Origin of the sequence: Xenorhabdus mauleonii, assembly GCF_900113945.1 — a bacterium.
GTDB classification, from domain to species: Bacteria; Pseudomonadota; Gammaproteobacteria; order Enterobacterales; family Enterobacteriaceae; genus Xenorhabdus; species Xenorhabdus mauleonii.
This window is the reverse complement of the sequence record NZ_FORG01000005.1, coordinates 174245-194604: the sequence shown is the minus strand read 5'-3', so window position 1 is coordinate 194604 and position 20360 is coordinate 174245. Positions and strand designations below refer to the sequence as shown.

At 39.2% G+C, this 20360-nt stretch carries 21 protein-coding genes and 1 pseudogene; 9 read left to right on the top strand and 13 right to left on the bottom strand.

Translation table 11 applies throughout. The features are described from left to right. The 3 genes from BM100_RS07090 to BM100_RS07080 all read left to right on the top strand — a co-directional run bounded on the left by BM100_RS07090 (window position 1) and on the right by BM100_RS07080 (window position 2763). The gene (locus BM100_RS07090; protein ID WP_092509343.1) at window positions 1-879 is read left to right on the top strand and encodes a metal ABC transporter permease; all 879 of its coding nucleotides are present in this window, start codon (window positions 1-3) and stop codon (window positions 877-879) included. Next, window positions 872-1768 (top strand): metal ABC transporter permease, encoded by an 897-nt coding sequence (locus BM100_RS07085; protein WP_092509341.1) that lies wholly within the window; start codon window positions 872-874, stop codon window positions 1766-1768. Before BM100_RS07090 ends, BM100_RS07085 begins: the two co-directional genes overlap by 8 nt. Window positions 1769-1899: 131 nt before the next feature. Beyond that, window positions 1900-2763 carry a fructosamine kinase family protein gene (locus BM100_RS07080; protein ID WP_092509339.1) on the top strand — a complete coding sequence of 288 codons (864 nt, stop codon included), beginning with the start codon at window positions 1900-1902 and terminating at the stop codon, window positions 2761-2763. A gap of 166 nt (window positions 2764-2929) precedes the next feature. On the opposite strand, the gene BM100_RS07075 is transcribed toward BM100_RS07080, so the two are convergent. Beyond that, window positions 2930-3469, bottom strand: a complete 540-nt coding sequence (locus tag BM100_RS07075; protein WP_092509337.1) for a YniB family protein — start codon at window positions 3467-3469, stop codon at window positions 2930-2932. 1209 nt (window positions 3470-4678) lie between these two features. On the opposite strand from BM100_RS07075, the gene BM100_RS07065 reads away from it, so the two are divergent. Continuing rightward, complete coding sequence (locus tag BM100_RS07065) at window positions 4679-4915, top strand: hypothetical protein (RefSeq protein ID WP_092509335.1); 237 nt, start codon at window positions 4679-4681, stop codon at window positions 4913-4915. Window positions 4916-5341: 426 nt separating this feature from the next. On the opposite strand, the gene BM100_RS07060 is transcribed toward BM100_RS07065, so the two are convergent. After that, a complete protein-coding gene (locus BM100_RS07060; protein WP_092509333.1) occupies window positions 5342-5989 on the bottom strand; it encodes an HAD family hydrolase in 648 nt (215 codons plus the stop codon). A gap of 76 nt (window positions 5990-6065) precedes the next feature. On the opposite strand from BM100_RS07060, the pseudogene BM100_RS07055 reads away from it, so the two are divergent. The 4 genes and pseudogenes from BM100_RS07055 to BM100_RS07040 all read left to right on the top strand — a co-directional run. Beyond that, a pseudogene (locus BM100_RS07055) lies at window positions 6066-6556 on the top strand (integrase core domain-containing protein); the annotation flags it as partial. Window positions 6557-6709: 153 nt separating this feature from the next. Further along, complete coding sequence (hxpB, locus tag BM100_RS07050) at window positions 6710-7375, top strand: hexitol phosphatase HxpB (RefSeq protein ID WP_092509331.1); 666 nt, start codon at window positions 6710-6712, stop codon at window positions 7373-7375. Between the two features lie 235 nt (window positions 7376-7610). Continuing rightward, window positions 7611-8204 carry a metal-dependent hydrolase gene (locus BM100_RS07045; RefSeq protein WP_092509329.1) on the top strand — a complete coding sequence of 198 codons (594 nt, stop codon included), beginning with the start codon at window positions 7611-7613 and terminating at the stop codon, window positions 8202-8204. A 494-nt stretch (window positions 8205-8698) separates the two neighbouring features. Beyond that, window positions 8699-10090: an L-cystine transporter gene (locus tag BM100_RS07040; RefSeq protein WP_092509327.1), complete on the top strand. Its 1392-nt coding sequence runs from the start codon at window positions 8699-8701 to the stop codon at window positions 10088-10090. A 153-nt stretch (window positions 10091-10243) separates the two neighbouring features. On the opposite strand, the gene htpX is transcribed toward BM100_RS07040, so the two are convergent. The 8 genes from htpX to ftnA form a co-directional block, all read right to left on the bottom strand. Beyond that, the gene (htpX, locus tag BM100_RS07035) at window positions 10244-11128 is read right to left on the bottom strand and encodes a protease HtpX (protein WP_092509325.1); all 885 of its coding nucleotides are present in this window, start codon (window positions 11126-11128) and stop codon (window positions 10244-10246) included. Window positions 11129-11305: 177 nt separating this feature from the next. Then, entirely contained in the window at window positions 11306-13501 is a 2196-nt protein-coding gene (gene prc, locus BM100_RS07030) for a carboxy terminal-processing peptidase (protein WP_099139494.1), read from the bottom strand. Window positions 13502-13520: 19 nt separating this feature from the next. Further along, window positions 13521-14216: an RNA chaperone ProQ gene (gene proQ / locus BM100_RS07025; protein WP_092509323.1), complete on the bottom strand. Its 696-nt coding sequence runs from the start codon at window positions 14214-14216 to the stop codon at window positions 13521-13523. A 95-nt stretch (window positions 14217-14311) separates the two neighbouring features. Further along, the gene (locus tag BM100_RS07020; RefSeq protein ID WP_092509321.1) at window positions 14312-14809 is read right to left on the bottom strand and encodes a GAF domain-containing protein; all 498 of its coding nucleotides are present in this window, start codon (window positions 14807-14809) and stop codon (window positions 14312-14314) included. Window positions 14810-15430: 621 nt separating this feature from the next. Next, entirely contained in the window at window positions 15431-15784 is a 354-nt protein-coding gene (locus BM100_RS07015; RefSeq protein WP_092509319.1) for a YebY family protein, read from the bottom strand. 135 nt (window positions 15785-15919) lie between these two features. Next, window positions 15920-16840: a copper homeostasis membrane protein CopD gene (gene copD, locus BM100_RS07010; protein WP_092509317.1), complete on the bottom strand. Its 921-nt coding sequence runs from the start codon at window positions 16838-16840 to the stop codon at window positions 15920-15922. Beyond that, window positions 16840-17226 carry a CopC domain-containing protein YobA gene (gene yobA / locus BM100_RS07005; RefSeq protein WP_092509315.1) on the bottom strand — a complete coding sequence of 129 codons (387 nt, stop codon included), beginning with the start codon at window positions 17224-17226 and terminating at the stop codon, window positions 16840-16842. Before yobA ends, copD begins: the two co-directional genes overlap by 1 nt. A gap of 223 nt (window positions 17227-17449) precedes the next feature. Further along, on the bottom strand, window positions 17450-17962 hold the full coding sequence (gene ftnA / locus BM100_RS06995) for a non-heme ferritin (RefSeq protein WP_092509311.1): 513 nt from the start codon (window positions 17960-17962) through the stop codon (window positions 17450-17452). A gap of 328 nt (window positions 17963-18290) precedes the next feature. Between ftnA and BM100_RS06990 the strand changes: the two genes are divergently transcribed. Beyond that, window positions 18291-18521: a DNA polymerase III subunit theta gene (locus BM100_RS06990; RefSeq protein ID WP_092509309.1), complete on the top strand. Its 231-nt coding sequence runs from the start codon at window positions 18291-18293 to the stop codon at window positions 18519-18521. An 84-nt stretch (window positions 18522-18605) separates the two neighbouring features. Here the strand turns inward: BM100_RS06990 and pip are convergent, their stop codons facing one another. From pip to BM100_RS06975, 3 genes are all read right to left on the bottom strand, one after another. Beyond that, window positions 18606-19559 (bottom strand): prolyl aminopeptidase, encoded by a 954-nt coding sequence (gene pip / locus BM100_RS06985; protein WP_092509307.1) that lies wholly within the window; start codon window positions 19557-19559, stop codon window positions 18606-18608. Between the two features lie 78 nt (window positions 19560-19637). Next, entirely contained in the window at window positions 19638-20009 is a 372-nt protein-coding gene (gene yebF / locus BM100_RS06980) for a protein YebF (RefSeq protein WP_092509305.1), read from the bottom strand. Between the two features lie 107 nt (window positions 20010-20116). Continuing rightward, window positions 20117-20296: a YoaH family protein gene (locus tag BM100_RS06975; RefSeq protein WP_092509303.1), complete on the bottom strand. Its 180-nt coding sequence runs from the start codon at window positions 20294-20296 to the stop codon at window positions 20117-20119. Window positions 20297-20360: the final 64 nt, after the last annotated feature.

Genomic DNA, 20360 nt, shown 5'->3' with positions numbered 1-20360 from the left:
ATGATGGAGTTGTTATTACAGCCATTCAATTACAACTACATGGTAAAAGCTATGTGGGTAAGTTCCATCGTTGGTGCAGTCTGCGCTTTTTTATCTGCTTATTTGATGTTGAAAGGCTGGTCATTAATGGGAGACGCCCTCTCCCACTCCGTTGTACCCGGCGTAGCCGGTGCATATGCTTTAGGTTTGCCTTATGCTGGCGGCGCTTTTTTTACCGGCATGCTCGCCGCATTATCAATGACATTAGTACGCCACATTACTCGGTTGCGTGAAGATGCGGTGATCGGGTTTATATTCTCGACTTTTTTTGCTGTTGGATTACTCATCGTTTCTTTAAATCCCACCTCTGTGAATGTGCAAACGATTATCATGGGTAATATCTTAGGTATTGCAGATGAAGACGTTCTACAAGTCGAGATTATTATCGCCGTTTCCTTTGTCGTTTTAATGCTGCTCTGGAAAGACTTATTGGTTGTTTTTTTTGATGAAACCCATGCACGCTCTATCGGTTTATCTCCATTAAGATTAAAAATAATTTTCTTTACTTTATTAAGTGCCTGTACTGTTGCTGCATTACAAACGGTAGGAGCCATTCTGGTCATTGCTATGGTTGTTACTCCGGGCGCAACGGCTTACTTATTGACAGACAGGTTTAAAAATTTACTGATCATTGCCGTTGCTATCGGCTCACTCACCAGTGGTTCTGGGGCATATTTGAGTTATTTTCTTAATGGCGCAACTGGTGGTGTGATAGTCACGATGCAAACGTTAATCTTTTTGCTGGCTTTTTTCTTTGCTCCCAAGCACGGCATGTTGGCTTCTCGCAGACGCGCCAGAAAGGAATCCATGGCCTTAACTCAGGAAAGCATCCATGAATGAATTTATTGAGTTAATCACTGAGCCTTTTATGCACGATTTTATGCAGCGAGCCATTCTGGCGGCCATTATGGTGGGCGCTGTCTGTGCAGTGCTGTCTTGTTATCTGGTCTTAAAAGGTTGGTCACTGATGGGAGATGCCATTTCCCACGCAGTCCTGCCCGGTATCGTTCTGGCCTTTGTCGCTGGAATACCACTTGCAGTGGGTGCTTTTTTATCCGGTATATTTTGTGCATTTGCCACTGGATACTTGAAAGAACACAGTAGAGTTAAAGAAGATACGGTCATGGGAATTGTTTTCTCTGGCATGTTTGCATTTGGGTTAGTTTTGTTTACCCGGATAGATACCGATCAGCACCTGACTCATATACTGTTTGGCAGCATACTTGGCATTACACAAAATGAATTGATTCAAACAATGTGCATTGCTGGGCTCACGCTTGCGGTTGTCCTGCTGAAACGAAAAGACTTTATGCTCTATTGTTTCGATCCCAACCAGGCACGTGTTGTTGGCCTCCCTGTTAAGCTATTGCATTACGGTTTATTATCTCTGCTGGCGTTAACCATTGTCGCATCACTGCAAGCAGTCGGCATTATTCTTGTGATTGCAATGCTGATTTCACCTGGCATCATTGCTTTTATTCTTTGCCGGAGTTTTGATCGCATGCTGATTGTCGCCACGATTGCATCCGTATTATCCTGTGTGCTCGGTACAATTATCAGTTTCCACATTGATGGAGAAACAGGGCCTTGCATTGTCATTATTCAAGCAATCTTTTTCATCGCAGCACTTATTTATAGCCAAATAAGACTGGCTCGCAAAAAGGCAAACAAAAAATCCAGCAAAAGAACTTCCCCTCAAACTGTATCAATGCCAGAAAAATCAAATTAACCAACGTAGAGCGCCATATCGGATTTGAGATATGGCCTTATTAATTGCTATTAAAACCCTTTTTATCCTGTTCAAATGTTGCATCTAGCTGTAATATGGACATAGCAATTGTCAACTTAATGAGGTGAATCATGTGGCAAACCGTGAACCGTCTATTAAGTGATCATTTTGGTGACGCTGAAATTCACAATAAAACAGAATTAGCGGGTGGCGATATACACCGTTCTTGGTGCATTGAATATGGCGAACAGTATATTTTCGTTAAATCTAATGTGAAAGAAATGCTGCCAATTTTTAAAGCAGAAGCAGAACAGTTAGAATTACTGGCTCGCAGTAAAACAGTTCGTGTTCCTGAAGTATTTGGCGTGGGACATGATCGTGACTATAGTTTCCTTTTGCTGGAATACTTGCCTCTTAAACCATTCAATGCCCATAGCGCATATTGTTTCGGTCAACACTTGGCTAAGCTGCATCAATGGAGTGAACAACCAAAATTTGGTTTTGACTTTGATAACATGCTTGCAACCACCATACAGCCCAATGGATGGCAAAAACGCTGGAATCAGTTTTATGCCGAAAAACGAATAGGTTGGCAATTACAAATCGCGGCAGATAATGGAATGATATTTGGCGATATCAATCAAATTGTCCAAATAGTCAGTGATAAATTACACTCCCACCACCCCCAACCTTCTCTTTTGCAAGGTGATTTATGGCCTACCAATTGTGCGTCGTTGAATGATGAATGCGCAGTAATATTTGATCCAGCCTGTTATTGGGGAGATCGCGAATGTGATCTGGCGATGTTACCTCTTTATCCGGAACTCCCTCTGCAAATTTTTGATGGTTATCAAAGTGTTTGGCCATTGCCACACGATTTTATTGAACGCCAACCCATTTACCAACTCTATCACTTGCTGAATCGATGTAACCTTTTCGGAGGAGATAACTTCATCGTAGCGCAAAATATAATTGATAAAATCTTATCCGAATAACTATACAAAGAATTATCGATACCAAACGCCTTCCAAGAAAAAAGTAAAAACTTTTACATTAGAAAATGTGAATAAAGCAAAAACAGGAATCACTTTACCTAAAAAGATATAACTATAAATATCAAAAAGCTGCGTAAATCCTCCTTGCGCAGCCATTATTTTTATATTACCAACCCAGTAGCCTAGATAAGAAATAAGCTATTGCTCCAATGATGATTGGCGATATATAGAGAGTAAAAATCTGGTTAAATAAGCTATGGCGGGGGAATTTAATTTTCTCTATTAACTGCTCCTTAGTCATTCCATTTTCTTTAGCATCTTCAAGGAGCATTTGATCTTCAATATGTTCTTTAATGTATTTAAATTGGCGGTACATTCTTAAACCAGATGCACTCATTGCCAAGCCAACAAACATTAAGAAATAAATAATAATAAAACTGATATTTACACCGGTCATTCCCATCACTCGATCAGGTGTTGGTGAATTTTTCCAAAAAAAATCTAAAAAAGGTGTATTGAACTTAATCATTTCTGCCATCATCTTGATAAAATCATTAAATACGGCATTAATTCCATCACCTTTCAGGCCATGTTGCCACGCCAGATTTACGACTGACACAAAAGTCGACAAAAAAGCTGGTACAAAAATCACCCACCCTAAGATTCGTTTAGCAATAGCAACATATCTTGCTTGTAAATACCCCATTATTTTAAATTCTCCATCAAAAACAATTAATTATATTATGTAATTGTCTTAATTTATTCATATATGCACATTACTATGCGCAAACAGAAAAAACATTTAATACTGAGTATAGCAACGGATTTTATACTGGTTAGATAGGAATAATTGAGATCGGTTTCAAGATAGAAGTGAGAAAAAGAGTGATCCACTATACTGCAAAAACCTGCCTTTTTACGTTTGAGCACCTTTTGTCATCGCAATCGCTCTGCCACTGTATTGCGTCTATGGCAGACAAAGCATAATGATGCCAAATTCTATATCACATCCACACCACAATGGGCTTTCAGTTTGATGTTGTCTGCAGTAGTGTTTGTCACGTTGCTTCATTTGTACCCGTAATTTGTCTCATTTGCTGCCATAGCCGTGCTTATGTCGGCTCTTACCTTGTTGGTGGTTTTTCCAGCGTGTATGCAGGTGTTTAGTGCAGTAGCTACTGCGGCCAATAATGGTTTTGGAAACAACCTTGTCTGCGACAGGCTTTTGGAATACGTAGAGGTATACAAAAAGAAATTTTAGCGCTCACCTGAGTAATGAATGCAATCCGCCAAATTACAGTAAAAATTACAGTAAACTGAAAGTACTGAGAAGACTTAATCAACTTTTCCGTCTGACTGTCTATCTTGAAAGATATTGTAGAAACAATGCTACCCCAGATAAACCACTTCTTCAGGAAAAGTGGGGATTTGGGTCCTATCTGTACGCTCACAGCTCAAGGGAATAGGCAAAAATATTGTTTTTAGTTTCAGATAGTAACTGACAGTTAAGATTTATTCGTTTGTTTTAAAAACAGGATGATGGTTGTTACCTTCACCTGAAACAAGGGATCCGACCTGACTCAGGGCAGATTAATGGTTCTAAGGAGACAAATAAAATAATGCCTGACAGTGAATCAACGTGTTCCTGCATGTTAAATAGATTCACTAAACCGCTTCGTTTCGTCAAAAACGGGACAAAATTCTTGGTCAGGGCAAAGCCCCAACACCCCACGCGGTAGCGTTTTTAGCGAGATTAAAAGAGTGACACAGAGTTTTCAGCAACACAAAAACTAGACGGTCAGAGATAAAAAAATTTTTCAGTAGGGAAAATAAATACTTCTCTAATTCAATTGCATAAATAAATTTTATGTACTTCAATATGATTAAATATTGATTTATTTTTTCAGGATGATTTATGGAGCAGAATGATAGAACACAGGTTATCTCTACAAAAGAATGGGTTTGGACAATAATTCTAGTCATGATTCCAGTTGTTAATTTGGTGTTTTTAGCCTATTGGAGCCTTTCAAAAAGCACAAATTTAAATAAAAAGAATTATGCAATTGCTAATTGGATAGTTACTGTTTTCGGGTTGCTGCTTTATGCAATTTTAATTATCTCAACGTTATCTAATTCTGGGTCTTATAGCTGATGAAACTAGCCCTCTAACTAAGCTTCTTGCTTACACTGTAAGAGACTGATTTAAATCTGACAGTGGTTCGTTGCTCTTGACTTCTCTTGATACCAAATGCTCGCAATCTGCGAATCCTGTCTTGACTATAACCTTCCTCAGATGATTTCGTATACGTGAAATGAACGTGTTACTGAGTCGCTGTGTTTGCAAAAATTGTTAATTTAGATTCTGCAAGCCTATACGTTTTTTTTACTTTTTCTCTCATAAAGCCAAGGCTCGTAAAAATTAAACAGACGATGAATAAGTTGTATATTTAATTGTATTTCACAACTTAACTATAGGTTTGTTGTTTAATAAAGCACATAACGTTCAATAAATATTTCAGGCAACTAGTACATACAAAAAAATGAAGGCGTAAATAATGCTGAAATGCCAGTCATTTCGTCATCTAGTGACTGATTTTTTACATACTTGAATTATATCTAAGACGTCGGACATATTACTAATTTGAATCTCATTGAATTTAGATTCCATGGTCGAGTTAAGATTAAAGTAAGCGCTCTTCATATTAGCATTAAATGCTGCCTCTATGCCTACGTAACTGTCTTCTACAACAAGACAATCTTCTGGGTCAGTGCTCATACTTTGGGCTGCGTGCAAAAAAATATCTGGCTCAGGTTTCCAAGAATTTATGTCATACGAACTGAAGATGTTTTCTTTAAAGTAGTTTAGTAGCCCTGTGACTTTCAATGATAGCAATATTTTCTCCATTGGGGCTGATGAAGCTACACAGAAGGAAATATCAAGAGATTTTAGTAACTCTTCAACCCCTTCATTAGGTTTTAAATTTGTTGCAAGCATATTATTCATTCTGTAACGATACTTCGATTCAAAATCTTCTGGAAAAATTGTGCGGTAATGTTGTTCAAGAGACTCAATTATTTTCGCTAGTTTCATTCCACGATAGCTGTTTAGGAGAGTGGTTGGATCACTTTCTAAACCTAGTAATTTTAACTCTTCATGCAGTGCCAAGTTACACAAATGCTCACTGTCAACTAAAGTACCATCACAGTCAAAAATTATTAGCTTCATTTTATTTAATATCCCATAAGTTGTTTTTCATCTGCAATAGTACAAGATGTCTTTATCCAATTCCCCTAAAATGAGACAGCAATTATTAGATTTTCTGCATGATGTAGTATATTGCGGTAATCGATTCAGAATTATCAATATTATTGGTGAAAGCACAAGAGAATGATTGGCTATTGAAATTAATACTTCACTGCCCGCCTAGAGAATTATTCGCGTACTTGAGCGTTTAAAAGAAGGGCGAGAATTACCTCAACAAATTCGGGGCGATAACAGACCTGAATTAATATCCATGAATCTGATGAACTATTGTGAAAGTAATAAGATTGAGCTGTGCCATATCCAACCGGGTAAATTACAACAAAATGGATTTATCGAACGTTTTAATGACTCATTTCGCCGAGAGTTTTTGAATGGGTACTTATTTGAATCATTAAATCAGATTAGAGAAATGGCCTGGTTTTGGCAGCAAAATTATAAACAAAACCGCCTCATGAAAAATTAAATCATCTCCCTCTGGAGACAGATCGAAAACAGTTAGAAAATTTTAGCCAGGTATACCCCAATTAATGAGGAATAGGCACACTAATGATAGACGTTGAATACCCCTCCTTTTTCAGCCAGCAATCGCCTATACAAGCTTTCTCATGGCAAGACTTAACTTACGGAGATTGCTACAATTAATCCTTACTAATCGCGACTATCATTGCAGAGAGATATGAAATGTCATTTTGTTTATCTATAGAAGCCGCTATTTTTGATATGGATGGCTTGCTCATTGATTCTGAGCCATATTGGGAACAAGGGGAAAAATTTGTATTCAGCGAATTGGGGGTCGATTTAACATTAGCAAAAACATTGCCTGATACGTTGGGATTGCGGATAGATCACGTCGTTGATCTGTGGTACCAAGCGTCACCGTGGCAAGGTGCATCCAAAAGTGAGGTTGAGCAGCGCATCATTAACCATGTAGTTCGCTTAGTAAAAGAAAAGCGCCCTCTACTACCAGGCGTTGAACATGCTTTGAGCCTCTGCCGAGAACACGGATTAAAAGTTGGTTTAGCCTCAGCATCTCCTCTCGAAATGTTGGAAGAAGTACTCGAATTGTTTAATTTACAACATTACTTTGATACCGTCGTTTCTGCCGCCAAACTGCCTTACAGCAAACCTCATCCCGAAGTTTATCTGCAGGCAGCCGCCCAACTTGGTGTAAATCCAATTCATTGCCTTACTTTAGAAGATTCATTTAATGGGATGATTGCCACCAAAGCGGCAAGAATGCGCTCTATCGTTGTGCCGTCAGCCCAAAATTTCAATGATCCACGTTGGTCATTGGCCGATATCAAATTGAGTTCACTGGAAAAATTGACGAAAGAAAATATTAGCTAACACTGGTTGCGCTGCTATTTTTCAAACATTTTATGGCTAGATTCAGCAGCGCAAATTTTAATCTCTATATTACTTTTTTAGCTGATCTAGGAAAAAACTAGCTAAATAATAGTGTTATATATTAATAAATAACAGATTTTTCTTATTTACCCTCTACCATCCTCATGCGAAACACTCTATACTGCCAACTGTATGTATAAACAGCAATCAGTATAAATAATTAGTATAAAACGTTATGACAGCAGAAGGGCACCTCCTTTTTTCCGTTGCCAGCCTTGTATTGGCTCACCAGCTACAAATCACACCAGAAATAGCTCAGGGAGATTGGTTACATATGCTCCCAGGCGTGCTTCTGGCTTCATTGTTACCTGATATTGATCACCCCAGCTCCACTTTAGGAAGATTATTTCGCTTTATATCCATTCCCATTGCACGGTTATGCGGACATCGTGGCTTTACGCATAGTTTATTGGCGTTGATAGCAGGAATTATTCTTTTCCAGACTGAAATACCTGCCGATTGGCCTATTCCTACCGATTTTATCCATGCAATGGTTGTAGGTTATATCAGCCACTTGATTGCAGATATGCTCACTCCTGCCGGTATTCCACTCTTATGGCCCCTGAGAACACGTTTTTGTATTCCAATTCTTAGAGGTAAAGAGCGAAAAAAAGCTGAGCGAGCTATTGCTGTTTTACTCGTGGTTGTTGCTATCACCCTTCCCCAACACATCAATTTTTCACTCAACCATTATTTTGATAAATTGCCATTCGACAAATTGTCGCTCGATAAGTTACAAATTGATAAGTTACAAAATTTATACAATTGACTAATTTATAATGCATCCCTAAGATAATGACCCTATTTATTCCATAGGGTCATCCATTCAAATATAAATAATATTTCTTAATATTATTTTTTCATTTTTATCCAGTACCATTAACTCCCCAACTCAGTACATCTAATAAAAAACATTATGGAAAATAAGCTCTAGATTGATTAGGCCTTATAACCATTTTTACTGTTTTGTGAAAAATAATTATATTTAATTCCATTTAATTATAAGAAACATAATTCTTATGTTGATATTATTCAATCTCATAGATTGTCATGGTATGCATCTCCGATGGTTTTTGAATTTACAGCACCAATAATCAATTAGCTGCTTGAAAGTTACCTGTCACCACTTAGCACACACGTACCATGAATCAAAAACTACAGATCATATAACTATTATTATGCCTGATAGATTGTAAGTTGTAGCGCAGCGTATAAAAACAACAACTTACAAGATAGAGGGATAAAATTTTTTGGAGACTAGGGATGAATCTACTACTCATCATCAATGTGCTCGTTTTTGTCGCACTGCTTATTTTATTGGCAAAAACCAGCTCAAATAAATGGAGCTTGTCCAAAAAAGTGCTTATCGCGCTAATTGTAGGCGTTGCTTTCGGACTCGCTTTGAACATTATTTATGGCGCAGATAACCCAACAGTCAAAGAATCAATCAAGTGGTTCAATATTGTTGGTAATGGTTATGTACAGCTATTGCAAATGGTCATTATGCCTCTGGTTTTTGCTTCAATTCTGAGTGCGGTTGCACGCTTACATAAAGCATCTTCTTTAGGCAAAATCAGCTTCCTGACAATTGGTACATTGTTGTTCACCACAGCAATATCCGCTCTACTGGGTATTATTATTGCCAATTTATTTGGGCTGAGTGCGGCAGGCTTAATTCAAGGAACTCAAGAGACCGCTCGTTTATCCGCTATTGAAACCAATTATGTTGGTAAAGTTGCAGATATGAGTGTGCCGCAAATCATTCTCTCTTTTATCCCTAAAAACCCGTTTGCTGATCTGACTGGAGCAAACCCGACTTCCATCATCAGTGTAGTGATTTTTGCGACATTTTTAGGCATTGCTGCATTGCAAATGCTCAAAGATGATCATGAGCGAGGTGAACGCGCACTAGTTGCCATTGATACAATGCAAGCATGGGCAATGAAATTGGTAAGATTGGTGATGCTTCTGACTCCATACGGTGTTATGGCATTGATGACTAAGGTTGTTGCCAGTTCCAACATTCATGATATTACACAATTAGGTAATTTTGTCGTTGCTTCCTATGTTGCCCTCGGATTGATGTTTGTTGTGCATGGCGGGCTTCTGGCGCTTACAGGTATTAACCCACTGAGATTTTTCAAAAAAGCAGGGCCTGTATTAACATTCGCATTTACCAGCCGTTCAAGTGCAGCAAGTATTCCATTAAATGTTGAAACACAAACTCGCCGCCTTGGCGTTCCCGAATCTATCGCCAGTTTCTCTGCCACTTTTGGTGCAACGATCGGTCAAAATGGCTGTGCTGGTATTTATCCGGCCATGTTAGCAGTGATGGTTGCGCCTACCGTGGGCATTAATCCTTTTGATCCGTTATGGATTGCAACTCTGGTTGGAATTGTAACCATTAGCTCCGCAGGCGTTGCCGGTGTTGGTGGCGGAGCAACTTTTGCTGCACTGATTGTTTTGCCAGCTATGGGGCTTCCTGTCACTTTGGTAGCTCTATTAATTTCGGTTGAACCACTTATCGATATGGGACGCACTGCATTAAATGTCAATGGCGCAATGGCTGCCGGTACAATCACCAGTCAATTGATGGGGCAAACGAATAAAGAAATATTAGAACAAGATGATGAAATCGCATTGAGCCAACACTAAATGGATTTGCGAGAATTTAGCTGGTTTTCTAATAAATATAAAAGTAGTTAACTAGAACCATTTAAAATCATGCTCAAAAAAAGCCGGAACTTTAAGACAGTTCCGGCTTTTCATTAAGTTGCTTAAGCCCCTTCGATTAAGACACTTAAAATATTATTTTATATATTCGTTATTACGCAGAGCTTCAATTCGCTTATCTAATGGCGGGTGAGATAAGAACAACTCGCTGAAACTCTTACCCTTACCATTGATGCAAAATGCCATCATGCTGCCCTCTTCCTGAGGTTCGTAGCTGGTTTTAAGGCGCTGTAATGCAGCAATCATCTTTTCACGGCCAACCAATTTTGCAGACCCTGCATCGGCATGGAATTCACGGTAACGGGAGAACCACATGGTGATAATACTCGCCAGAATACCGAATACGATTTCCAGTACCATGGAAAGCACCATATAAACGATAGGGTTGCCGTTACTGCTGCTTTCACTTTCGTCATCACTGCTGGAAAGAAAGCTTGCTGCTGCCTGCGCAATAATACGTGAAATAAAGATAACAAATGTATTCACGATACCCTGCAAAAGAGTCATCGTTACCATATCGCCATTAGCAATGTGGCTAATTTCATGAGCAATGACAGCTTCAGCTTCATCACGGCTCATATTACTCAGCAATCCTGTACTAACAGCAACCAAAGAAGCATTTCGACGAGCACCTGTCGCAAATGCATTAATGTCAAGGGCGTCATAGATAGCCACTTGCGGCATAGTAATACCAACCTGCTCAGACTGGCGGCGCACAGTTTCCATCAACCAAGCTTCGGTTTCATTGGCAGGTTTTTCGATAACTTGACCACCAACAGAACGTAAGGCCATCCATTTCGACATTAACAAAGAAACGAAAGCTCCACCAAAACCAAACAGACCAGCCATAATCATGAGGCCAGTAACACTGCTTCGCTGAACTCCTGTAAGTGAAAGTATTATCCCAAACACAACCATGACAGCAAGGTTAGTGAGAAGGAACAAGGCTATTCTCATCATATAAATTTGCTTCCTCTAATAATCAAACCATTCAACTAAGAACTGAACCATAAAATGGGGGCTGAACCTATATTATTCAAGTTTTTTAAGGTGTTAAGCGATACAATCAACACAACTTTACATTATGATAAAAAAAAGCCAGCTATTAAGCCGGCCTTTTAATAACGAACCTACAAACTACTTCGTTACAGCAATTTCAGCAGGCTGATGTGACAAATCCAGAGCAATTTTTACTGATTCATCCAAGTAAGGATCTGGCCCTTTATAGTCTTTTGGTAAATCTTCAAGCGACTTAAGTGGCTTTTTCCCTTCCCGTTTAAACCGTTCATTAATGCGATTCAATTTAACTGCTTCATATTCCTTATTTTCTTTTTCTCTTTCCGCATAGTTTAAGGAATAGACACCCTTACGATCCTTTATGGTTTTGTAATAAACCATATCTTGTTTGATATATTTAAATTCAGGATCATTGGCAATGCGTTGATTATGCAGCTTAGTCAGTAATGGAACCAACGTTGAAATCACTTTTGAGGAATTATAGTTTGCAGGTGGAATACTATCCCACGGCAATGCATTGTCCTCTTGGCTTTCACCTATATCAGAAGGATCTTCCCCTGTCGGCATAATGATATCCGGAGTTACCCCCTTAAGCTGGGTACTACCACCATTTACCCGGTAAAACTTCTGAATAGTATATTGCACAGAACCAATTTCTGGCCAATCAGGTTTTAACATCTGATCATAGATACGATTCAAAGGACGATATTGCTGAACAGTACCTTTACCAAAGGTTGGTTCTCCAACAATTAATCCCCGCCCATAATCTTGCATCGCGGCAGCAAAAATTTCAGACGCAGAAGCACTTCTATTGTCAACTAAAACAACCAGAGGGCCTTTATAATAGACTGCTTCATCAGTATCCGAATCTTCTTTAACCCGACCTGTATTATCCCGGATTTGAACAATTGGACCAGTAGGAATGAACAGACCTGAAAGTGATACGGCTTCTGTTAATGCCCCGCCACCATTACTGCGCAAGTCAATCACGATCGCAGAAACACCCTGTTTAGTGAGCTTCTGTAACTGTACTTTTACATCATTCGTCAAACCAACATAAAAGCTCGGTATATCGAGAACGCCTACTTTCTCTTTGCCAACCGTTTTTACCGACATTTTAACGGCATTGTCTTCGAGACGGATATTCTCGCGAGTAAGAGTAATGATGTGATTCTTGGCGCCTTTCGCACTCGGGATAATTTCAAGGCGGACTTTACTTCCTTTCGGCCCTTTAATTAATGCAACAACATCTTCCAGACGCCATCCAACAACATCCACAATAGGTTTGCCGATTTGACCAACACCTATGATTTTATCACCCACTTTCAGTAGGTTGCTTTTAGCCGCAGGCCCTCCAGCAACGAGTGAGCGAATGGTAATGTATTCATCCTCATATTGTAAAACAGCACCAATGCCTTCAAGAGACAAGCTCATTTCTGAATTAAACTGTTCTGTATCACGAGGAGAAAGATAGCTGGTATGTGGATCTATTTCACGGGCAAAAGCCATCATCGCTGTTTGAAAAACATCTTCACTCTTGGTTTGAGTGAGACGCTTCAATAACATCCGATAGCGTTTGATTAGTGTTTCTTTGATTTCTTTATCGCTTTTGCCAGATAGTTTGAGGTTTATCCAATCAGATTTAATTTTGGCATCCCAAAGTTTGTCCAATTCTTCAACACTCGTTGGCCACGGAGCCTTGGAACGTTCTGTTTCAATCGTACCGTTGCCATTAATGTCAATTGGCTTCTCTAAACGAGAAAGAACATATTGATAGCGCTCAAAACGACGCTTTTGCATCAAATTAAACAAGGCATAAGGTAGCTTTAAGTCACCATTTTCAAGCTCTTTTCCTAATGTGCCTTTTTGGTTCGCAAATTTTGCGATATCTGATGCCAGGAAAACGTTGTGCCCATAATCCAATAGATTCAGGTAACGATCAAAAATCTTTCCTGAAAAATCCGCATCCAAATAAAATTGGCGGTAATGGGAACGAAGAAAGCGGGAAACTATCCGCTTGCTGACTGTTGGATGTTGTAGTTCCGGTTTTAAATCAGGTAACTGATTCAGGCTGACTACAACTGTTTTGTTACCATTGACGGCAGTGCCATTGGCAGCCTTATTATTGGTAACCGCATTGTTATTCGTAACGGGATTGTTAGTAACATTGCTATTGGTAGCACTGTCGTTGGTTACAACGTTAGTTTTAACATTGTTGTTTTCTGCCCCGTTACTATTACTGGTACTGGTATCAGCATACCCCGCACCAGAAAACGATAGACCTAAAACGAAAGCCAAAATAATGAGTTTGTTCATGCCCGAGTTGGCCTCCGTATCAGAACTTTAAGTGTTCTGCGCGTACAATCATTGCCAAACCAGTAGGTAACTGCACTCTTACACCATCTTTTGCAATTTCAAGCACAGATGCATCCATTATGCTTTTTCCTACATTTACTTTGATTGTCTGGCCGACTTTCAAAGAAGAGACGTCGGTAACTGAAGTTAGTTCAGGCCGTGTAGTTTTCTCTGCTGGTTTACGCGATTGTTGCAGACGATTTTGTGAACGGGCTGGGTGTTTTGCACCTTCACCTGGTTTTTGACGGCGAGGAGCCGGCTTTTTACTCACAGGGCGTTCACTTTTTTTGTCTGATACGTTTTCGGTTTCACGTTTCTTGGCACGCTGTTCAGCTCGCTGAGTTTGAACTCGCGCTTTAGCTTCAACTAATTGCTGACGGGCATGTTCAATATGTTCTATTTCCAATTCACCACATATATTACCGTCAAGGTCAACACGCTGTGCGCCCTCTTTCACACCATAGAGGTAACGCCAACTGGATGTATACAAGCGCAAAGCAGAACGAAGTTGTGTTTTACTTAAACACTCTTCGCCCTGAATACGTTCAACGATATCCTGGAAGATACCAATCTTCAAAGGACGTGCTTCACCTTCTGCTACAAAACAAAGCGGGAAACGCTCAGCCAAGAAAGCAATGACTTCTTTACTACTGTTCAACTTAGGTTGATTTTCCATGAAATTTCCTGATTACAACGGTTTTGCCAACCAGCGCAGGCATGAACAGGCGACATTATAATAGCGTTACTGATAAATGCCACGTTATACGTATGTTAAGTTACATTCTGTTGTAGATATTTTGACACTACACATTGCCTTAAATGTTCACAAAGCCTGATAACTAGCGCTTTTAAGCCTTTTTCATCACTCATATCAAACCGATCTAAAATCGTGCTATCAATATCTAAAACTCCAATAATTTTTCCATTGATTTCCAAAGGAAGAACAATTTCTGCATTACTGGAAGCATCACAAGCTATATGACCGGGGAAAGTGTGCACATCTGAAACACGTTGTATTGTATTAGTTTCGGCAGCCGTTCCACATACACCTTTACCGATAGGAATGCGTACACAGGCGATTTTACCCTGAAATGGACCCAAAATTAGGGTATCACCATCTGCTAAATAAAATCCAACCCAATTAACATTTTCCAAACGCTCATATAACAGCGCGCTTGCATTGGCAAGAGAAGCGATGAGGTCATACTCACCTGATAATAGAGCCATCAGGCTATCGGTTAACTCTTGATAAAATTCGTTCTTATCCATATACCCCTACGACACAAATCTAATTTTAACAAAATAAACACATAATTTTTACATCAAAGCTTGTCAGACACTAGCTTTTTAGACATTTTCCCCAAACTATTTATGAAAAACAATTTGTTGTCGTAATGTAAATTATTTCAAGATAACGTCTGTTACCCTTAATTTAAATTTTCTTTAATTATTTTTACCAGTATTCACTTATAAAATTCAGGGAGATATCACAGCTTATGTTAAAATCCAATCTAACTTGCAGTCATAACCGTGCCTTTGCTCAAGTTCTTTTTATAAAAAAATAGTGTACCAAATACGCGGAGCAACGGTTGCTTTATCCTCTTTTTTCATTATATATAGGAAAAAATGAAATAATTTATTGAGAAGAGAGCAAAAATATCCATTCCTCGCGATAAACAAAAAGAGGCCGAGTTCATTCCTCTACTCGGCCTAGGGAAAATTGGCTCTGTTAAGAGAGCCTTGTGCTAAAAGTTTCCATTGAGACGTAGGACAACTTACCACTTAAAGAGTAGTTGACCAGTCATTATTTACCAAATTTATACTTCTACGAGTTTCTATCACTGTCAGGCAAGTTCAGCCACCATTTGCATTAACTACATTGATTTATCGCTACTTTTTATTATCTGAATGGTCGCATAAAGCCAATGCAGCTTTCTGAAATGGTTCAATGCTCATCTTTTTATTGGGTTGTGCCGGATCATCGAGGAGAATTGTATCTAATGAAGTCGCAATAACTTTATTAGATTTCATCAGTTGCGTTGCTTTTTCGTTCAGCGGATACTGCATCAACGTGCTGGGGTTTATCACAAACAGCGCGCCTTCCATACGGCAATCCAGCATGACTTCCTCACGGGTAAATGCCCATTCTTTGCCAAATTGCAGCTTACTGACAGTTTGTATTGGTGCCGCTATGCCTTGAAAAGAAAGCAAAAAGAAAGGTAAAGCCCAAATAATTCGTTTCATTATTATTTCCCAAATAAACAAATCTTTTGATCTATTGTTAATTTTATCGCTTATAAATTTCAATCACAGCCTTGTTGGCTGCGATTCGATACCCATTAGGTCTATATACTCAGATTTATACTAATCATACAGAGATCATGCAGGAGGTTGCATAGCAAAAATCGCGACACACAATAATGCACATGTTCCTAAGATAATTTCCAGCCAGCTGTTGATTATTAACAATTGGTAACTGCCTTTTTGCCTTAGCTTAGGGACTAAAATGTAACGATTAATCAATGCCAAAAGTACCATACCTGCGACTAGAACTATTTTAAGCCATAGCATTGATTGATATTCAGACAAGGAACGACTGAATGTAGGCCACCCCGGAATTAAGATGACACTGCTTACAATACCTGTTGCTATCACCAAAAAAACAGCAAAATGGCCGTAGAAGGAAAATTTTTTCATCGCTGATATGCTGTCTGGATATAGGTCAACTGTATTTTGATCAGCCCCATTTGATATCTTTTTCAAACGCAAGAATTGCAGACACAGCAAAAACGGCCATAACCCACCAAACCAATACCCTGCACTCAATAAATGAATGACCTGACTTGCTTGAAGTAATAGCCCTATATTGCCCTCATACATGGCTGCATGGCCAATAAGTGCATGACTGGACAACAAAAGGGTCGAACAAGTCAGTAATAGAAAATGCCTGAGGTTTGCATTGGAGAGATATAATCCGCCAACAGCAACTATTGCAATCAGCAATTGCCATTGCCAAATTTTTCCGAACGAGGTGCTCAACACGGCTAACCAGATTTCCGGCATATAAACATCATGCCAGCCATCCCCCATTAACCCAGCTTGAGTAACAAACCACACCACTGAGGTTATTAGAGCCAATACCGTGCTGATCAGAATTCCAGTTTTTAGCCGTTCTCTCATCAAAGTCGCAAAAGGGCCTGAAACAAGCATGACACTGAATAAGCTGAGGCCAAACATCAGCATAACAACAACAAAATGAGAAAAACGGCAAAATACGTATAACGCCTCTAGAGAGATCATTATTTTACAATGAAGCTATAAACACCTTTTGTTTTATGACCATCGACTGAGAGCACACTCCAATCGACACTATATTCACCCGCAGCAAGTTTGCCTTCGACTGGCAAAATTAATTTTGTTTTTGTTTCAGGATCCAGTTCCAACTTACCTGTTTTAATCACTGTTTTTTCAGGGCCAATCAATTTTACCTTGCTGAATCCAAGTTCAATGCGCTCTGAAAAACTCAGCGTTATGGCTTGCGGAGCAGCTTCAACCGTTGCATTTTCCGCCGGAGTTTGATCTTTCAAATGAGCATGAGCCAAAGCTTGCTGGCAAGAAATACCGACAAACAGAACCACCAGAGCGGACAATTTAGCCCAAGATGAACGGATGTTAAGAATAGACATAATAGATAACCCTTTAATATGTAGATGTATTTCTTACAATTAAGCAGGGATTCTATATCAAAAAATCAGTTTAATCTGCGTTCATTGATGAACAATGTCTTGACCTGTGAAGCACTACGCAAAAATGAGGGGGAAAATGAAAAGAACCGTAATTCTTGCTTCAACAATGAGCGAAAAAACAAGAATTACGCTGAGAAACCGTTCAAATTAGCTTAATTTGCCATTATTGTGCGGCATGTGTAGGAGCTGTAGATAAGCTTTTCAGATCCTTATCAAGTAAGAAGAGAGCCTTACCGCTTTCGCCCACCATGTCCAGTTTATCCAGTATGGATTTAAACAATTTCTCTTCTTCATGCTGTTCAGCAACATACCATTGCAAGAAATTAAAAGTAGAGTAATCCTGCGTCAGCATCGCAACATGAGCCAGTTTATTGATCTCTTCGGTGATCAATTTTTCATGTTCGTAAGTTTGATTGAACACATCAGCAATAGAATTAAATTCAACAGGAGGCGCTTGAATAGCACCCAGTACAGGCATTGAACCAGTGTCACCCAAATAATCAAATAAGCGCTGCATGTGCTGCATTTCTTCTTGAGAATGCGCTTTTAAAAATGCCGCTGCACCTTCATACCCTTTGTCACTGCACCATGCACTCATTTGTAGATATAAATTTGCAGAGTAGAATTCCAGATTCAATTGCTCATTTAATTTTTTGATCATTTCTTGTTTTAACATTAGCCGTTCCTCCTGACAATTCATTAAAATTTCGGGTATTATGCCAATTAAAACCCCATAAGACAAAAATAAAATTAAATAAAATAACTAATTGATAAATAATGAATTTTATAGATTTTTAATAAGAATAAATCTCATTAAATATAACGAAATAAGAATCAGTTTTATTTAATTAATTTTCTGATTAGAAAATAACTTCTTTAATAAAAATGAGAATAGATATTATTTATTTTTATCATTTCTTTTAAAACGTTTTAAACTGCTTGCTAAATAAAAGAGAGTTGATTAGTTTTCACTGTTAAGAAATCAGTTTGTAAAGAGAGTCACCATGGGACATAACTTAGCCGAATTACCTAAAGATGAAATGGATAAAATCAATGTCGATTTAGCAGCATCTGGCGTTGCTTTTAAAGAACGCTATAACATGCCGGTTGTTCCCGACACTGTTGAAAAATCGCAATTACCGCATCTGAGAGAGTACTTCCAGCAGCGCTTGCAATACTATCGTCAACAATCAAGATTGATGTCACGCTTGCCTTATGAACCCAGAAGCCGCTGATAAGGCTGCAAATAGAAGACTACGGCGGGATTTAAAGTGATATGAAGTGAAAAATAACCACCGCATACGGGGTGGTTATCTCAGTTATTTTCCAATAAATTTATCCGTTGCCTTAATTAGCTGATGCAAAATGCCGGCCTCATCAAAAGAATGACCTGCTCCTTCTACAATATGCAATTCAGCTTCCGGCCATGCTTTTGCAAGCTCCCACGCATTCTGAACCTGGCATGCCATATCATAGCGCCCATGAATAATAACGGTGGGGATATGCCGGATAGCATCAATATGGTTCAATAGTTGCTGGTTTTCATCCATAAAGCCGTTATTGATAAAATAATGATTTTCAATGCGTGCAAATGCCAAAGCAAAGTTATCTTCCGTAAATGAATCGGTATTTGCAGAAGGCAGCAACGTTACCGTTTCGCCTTCCCAGAGGCTCCATAAGCGCGCAGATTCCAGTTGTACCTGCATATCATCACTGGTCAGCCTTTTATTGTAGGCCGCTATCACATCTGTGCGTTCTTCTTCAGCTAAAATGGATAATGTGCGCTCCCATTTTTCAGGGAAAAAACGGGATGCTCCTTCCTGATAGTACCAATGTAGCTCTTGTGGACGGAATAGAAAAATGCCCCTCAACACTAATTCTGAAACACGTTCAGGATATTTTTCAGCGTAAACCAAAGATAGCGTTGAACCCCATGAACCACCAAAAACCAGCCACTTCTCAACTCCCATCAAATTCCGCAGCCGTTCAATGTCATCGATCAAATGCCAGGTTGTGTTGTTGTCCAGGCTGGCGGAAGGCTTAGAGCGGCCACAGCCCCGTTGATCAAACAACATAATGTGATAATGTTCAGGATCGAATAACTGTCGATGATAACTTGCAATACCACCACCGGGGCCACCATGGAGAAATACCGCAGGCTTGCCTTTCGGATTACCACACAATTCCCAATAAATCTGGTGTCCGTCTCCTGTATCTAAATACCCTGTGCGATATGCGCCATAAGCGGGATATAGTTTCCGTAGTTCCGTCATAAAGCCCTCTCACTGTTTAAACAAGACGGGATACATTCCAGTATCCCGCTCATATTTAAAAATAGTATGACAAGCTATTTACTTCACTTCACTATAACTTATTGTTTCTTTTTTACAATCGACCTTAACATTATAGCTTTTGTCTTTCTTGGAACCCCGGACGATAAGTGGGATCTGTAATGCGTCTTCATCACCAGTAATATCGTTGACATTTACCCATGCAATTGGTTTTGAGGTGCCTAATTGTTTTCTGTCAGCGTCCCAATGGGCGATGCGATTTTGTAAGAAGTCTTGCTTAACCTGTGCGGCAACCTGATCTTTCGTCAAATTCCCACAAGAAACAAACTTTGCCACTCTTTCATTTTCGGCGGCTGCCGCAGTAAATGAGACAGAAAACAGAATCCCTGCGCCTACCAAACCAATTCGATGAATAAATTGATTCATCTTCATACAATTACCTCCTATTACCATCCAAATTCTATGGATTAAAAGTTGAGACAAATTAACATGTCATAGAAAGTAATTATGTGAGTTTTGTTAAAAATACGTTGCGTTTATTATTCATCATCTTCAAATAAAACATGGATGTGCTCATTATCCTTATGTTTTTCGCGCAACTCCTGAGCAACGATGGCAATGGCCTCCCCACTTCCCATTCCTTCAGAAATAAGTTGATGAATTCTCTCTACAGCAACTTGCTGCTCTTTATGGGATAATGCTGGCATACCTGAAAACATGGCTAGAACCTCAAACATAGCAATTTAATAGCAGACAGAGATTATAGCCTTTTTTATCTAAAGT

Bases quoted from the DNA above. Each gene is read 5' to 3' on its own strand.
- BM100_RS07090 (WP_092509343.1), top strand. From the start codon at position 1: ATGATGGAGTTGTTATTACAGCCATTCAATTACAACTACATGGTAAAA.
- BM100_RS07085 (WP_092509341.1), top strand. From the start codon at position 872: ATGAATGAATTTATTGAGTTAATCACTGAGCCTTTTATGCACGATTTT.
- BM100_RS07080 (WP_092509339.1), top strand. From the start codon at position 1,900: ATGTGGCAAACCGTGAACCGTCTATTAAGTGATCATTTTGGTGACGCT.
- BM100_RS07075 (WP_092509337.1), bottom strand. From the start codon at position 3,469: ATGGGGTATTTACAAGCAAGATATGTTGCTATTGCTAAACGAATCTTA.
- BM100_RS07065 (WP_092509335.1), top strand. From the start codon at position 4,679: ATGGAGCAGAATGATAGAACACAGGTTATCTCTACAAAAGAATGGGTT.
- BM100_RS07060 (WP_092509333.1), bottom strand. From the start codon at position 5,989: ATGAAGCTAATAATTTTTGACTGTGATGGTACTTTAGTTGACAGTGAG.
- hxpB (WP_092509331.1), top strand. From the start codon at position 6,710: ATGTCATTTTGTTTATCTATAGAAGCCGCTATTTTTGATATGGATGGC.
- BM100_RS07045 (WP_092509329.1), top strand. From the start codon at position 7,611: ATGACAGCAGAAGGGCACCTCCTTTTTTCCGTTGCCAGCCTTGTATTG.
- BM100_RS07040 (WP_092509327.1), top strand. From the start codon at position 8,699: ATGAATCTACTACTCATCATCAATGTGCTCGTTTTTGTCGCACTGCTT.
- htpX (WP_092509325.1), bottom strand. From the start codon at position 11,128: ATGATGAGAATAGCCTTGTTCCTTCTCACTAACCTTGCTGTCATGGTT.
- prc (WP_099139494.1), bottom strand. From the start codon at position 13,501: ATGAACAAACTCATTATTTTGGCTTTCGTTTTAGGTCTATCGTTTTCT.
- proQ (WP_092509323.1), bottom strand. From the start codon at position 14,216: ATGGAAAATCAACCTAAGTTGAACAGTAGTAAAGAAGTCATTGCTTTC.
- BM100_RS07020 (WP_092509321.1), bottom strand. From the start codon at position 14,809: ATGGATAAGAACGAATTTTATCAAGAGTTAACCGATAGCCTGATGGCT.
- BM100_RS07015 (WP_092509319.1), bottom strand. From the start codon at position 15,784: ATGAAACGAATTATTTGGGCTTTACCTTTCTTTTTGCTTTCTTTTCAA.
- copD (WP_092509317.1), bottom strand. From the start codon at position 16,840: ATGATCTCTCTAGAGGCGTTATACGTATTTTGCCGTTTTTCTCATTTT.
- yobA (WP_092509315.1), bottom strand. From the start codon at position 17,226: ATGTCTATTCTTAACATCCGTTCATCTTGGGCTAAATTGTCCGCTCTG.
- ftnA (WP_092509311.1), bottom strand. From the start codon at position 17,962: ATGTTAAAACAAGAAATGATCAAAAAATTAAATGAGCAATTGAATCTG.
- BM100_RS06990 (WP_092509309.1), top strand. From the start codon at position 18,291: ATGGGACATAACTTAGCCGAATTACCTAAAGATGAAATGGATAAAATC.
- pip (WP_092509307.1), bottom strand. From the start codon at position 19,559: ATGACGGAACTACGGAAACTATATCCCGCTTATGGCGCATATCGCACA.
- yebF (WP_092509305.1), bottom strand. From the start codon at position 20,009: ATGAAGATGAATCAATTTATTCATCGAATTGGTTTGGTAGGCGCAGGG.
- BM100_RS06975 (WP_092509303.1), bottom strand. From the start codon at position 20,296: ATGTTTTCAGGTATGCCAGCATTATCCCATAAAGAGCAGCAAGTTGCT.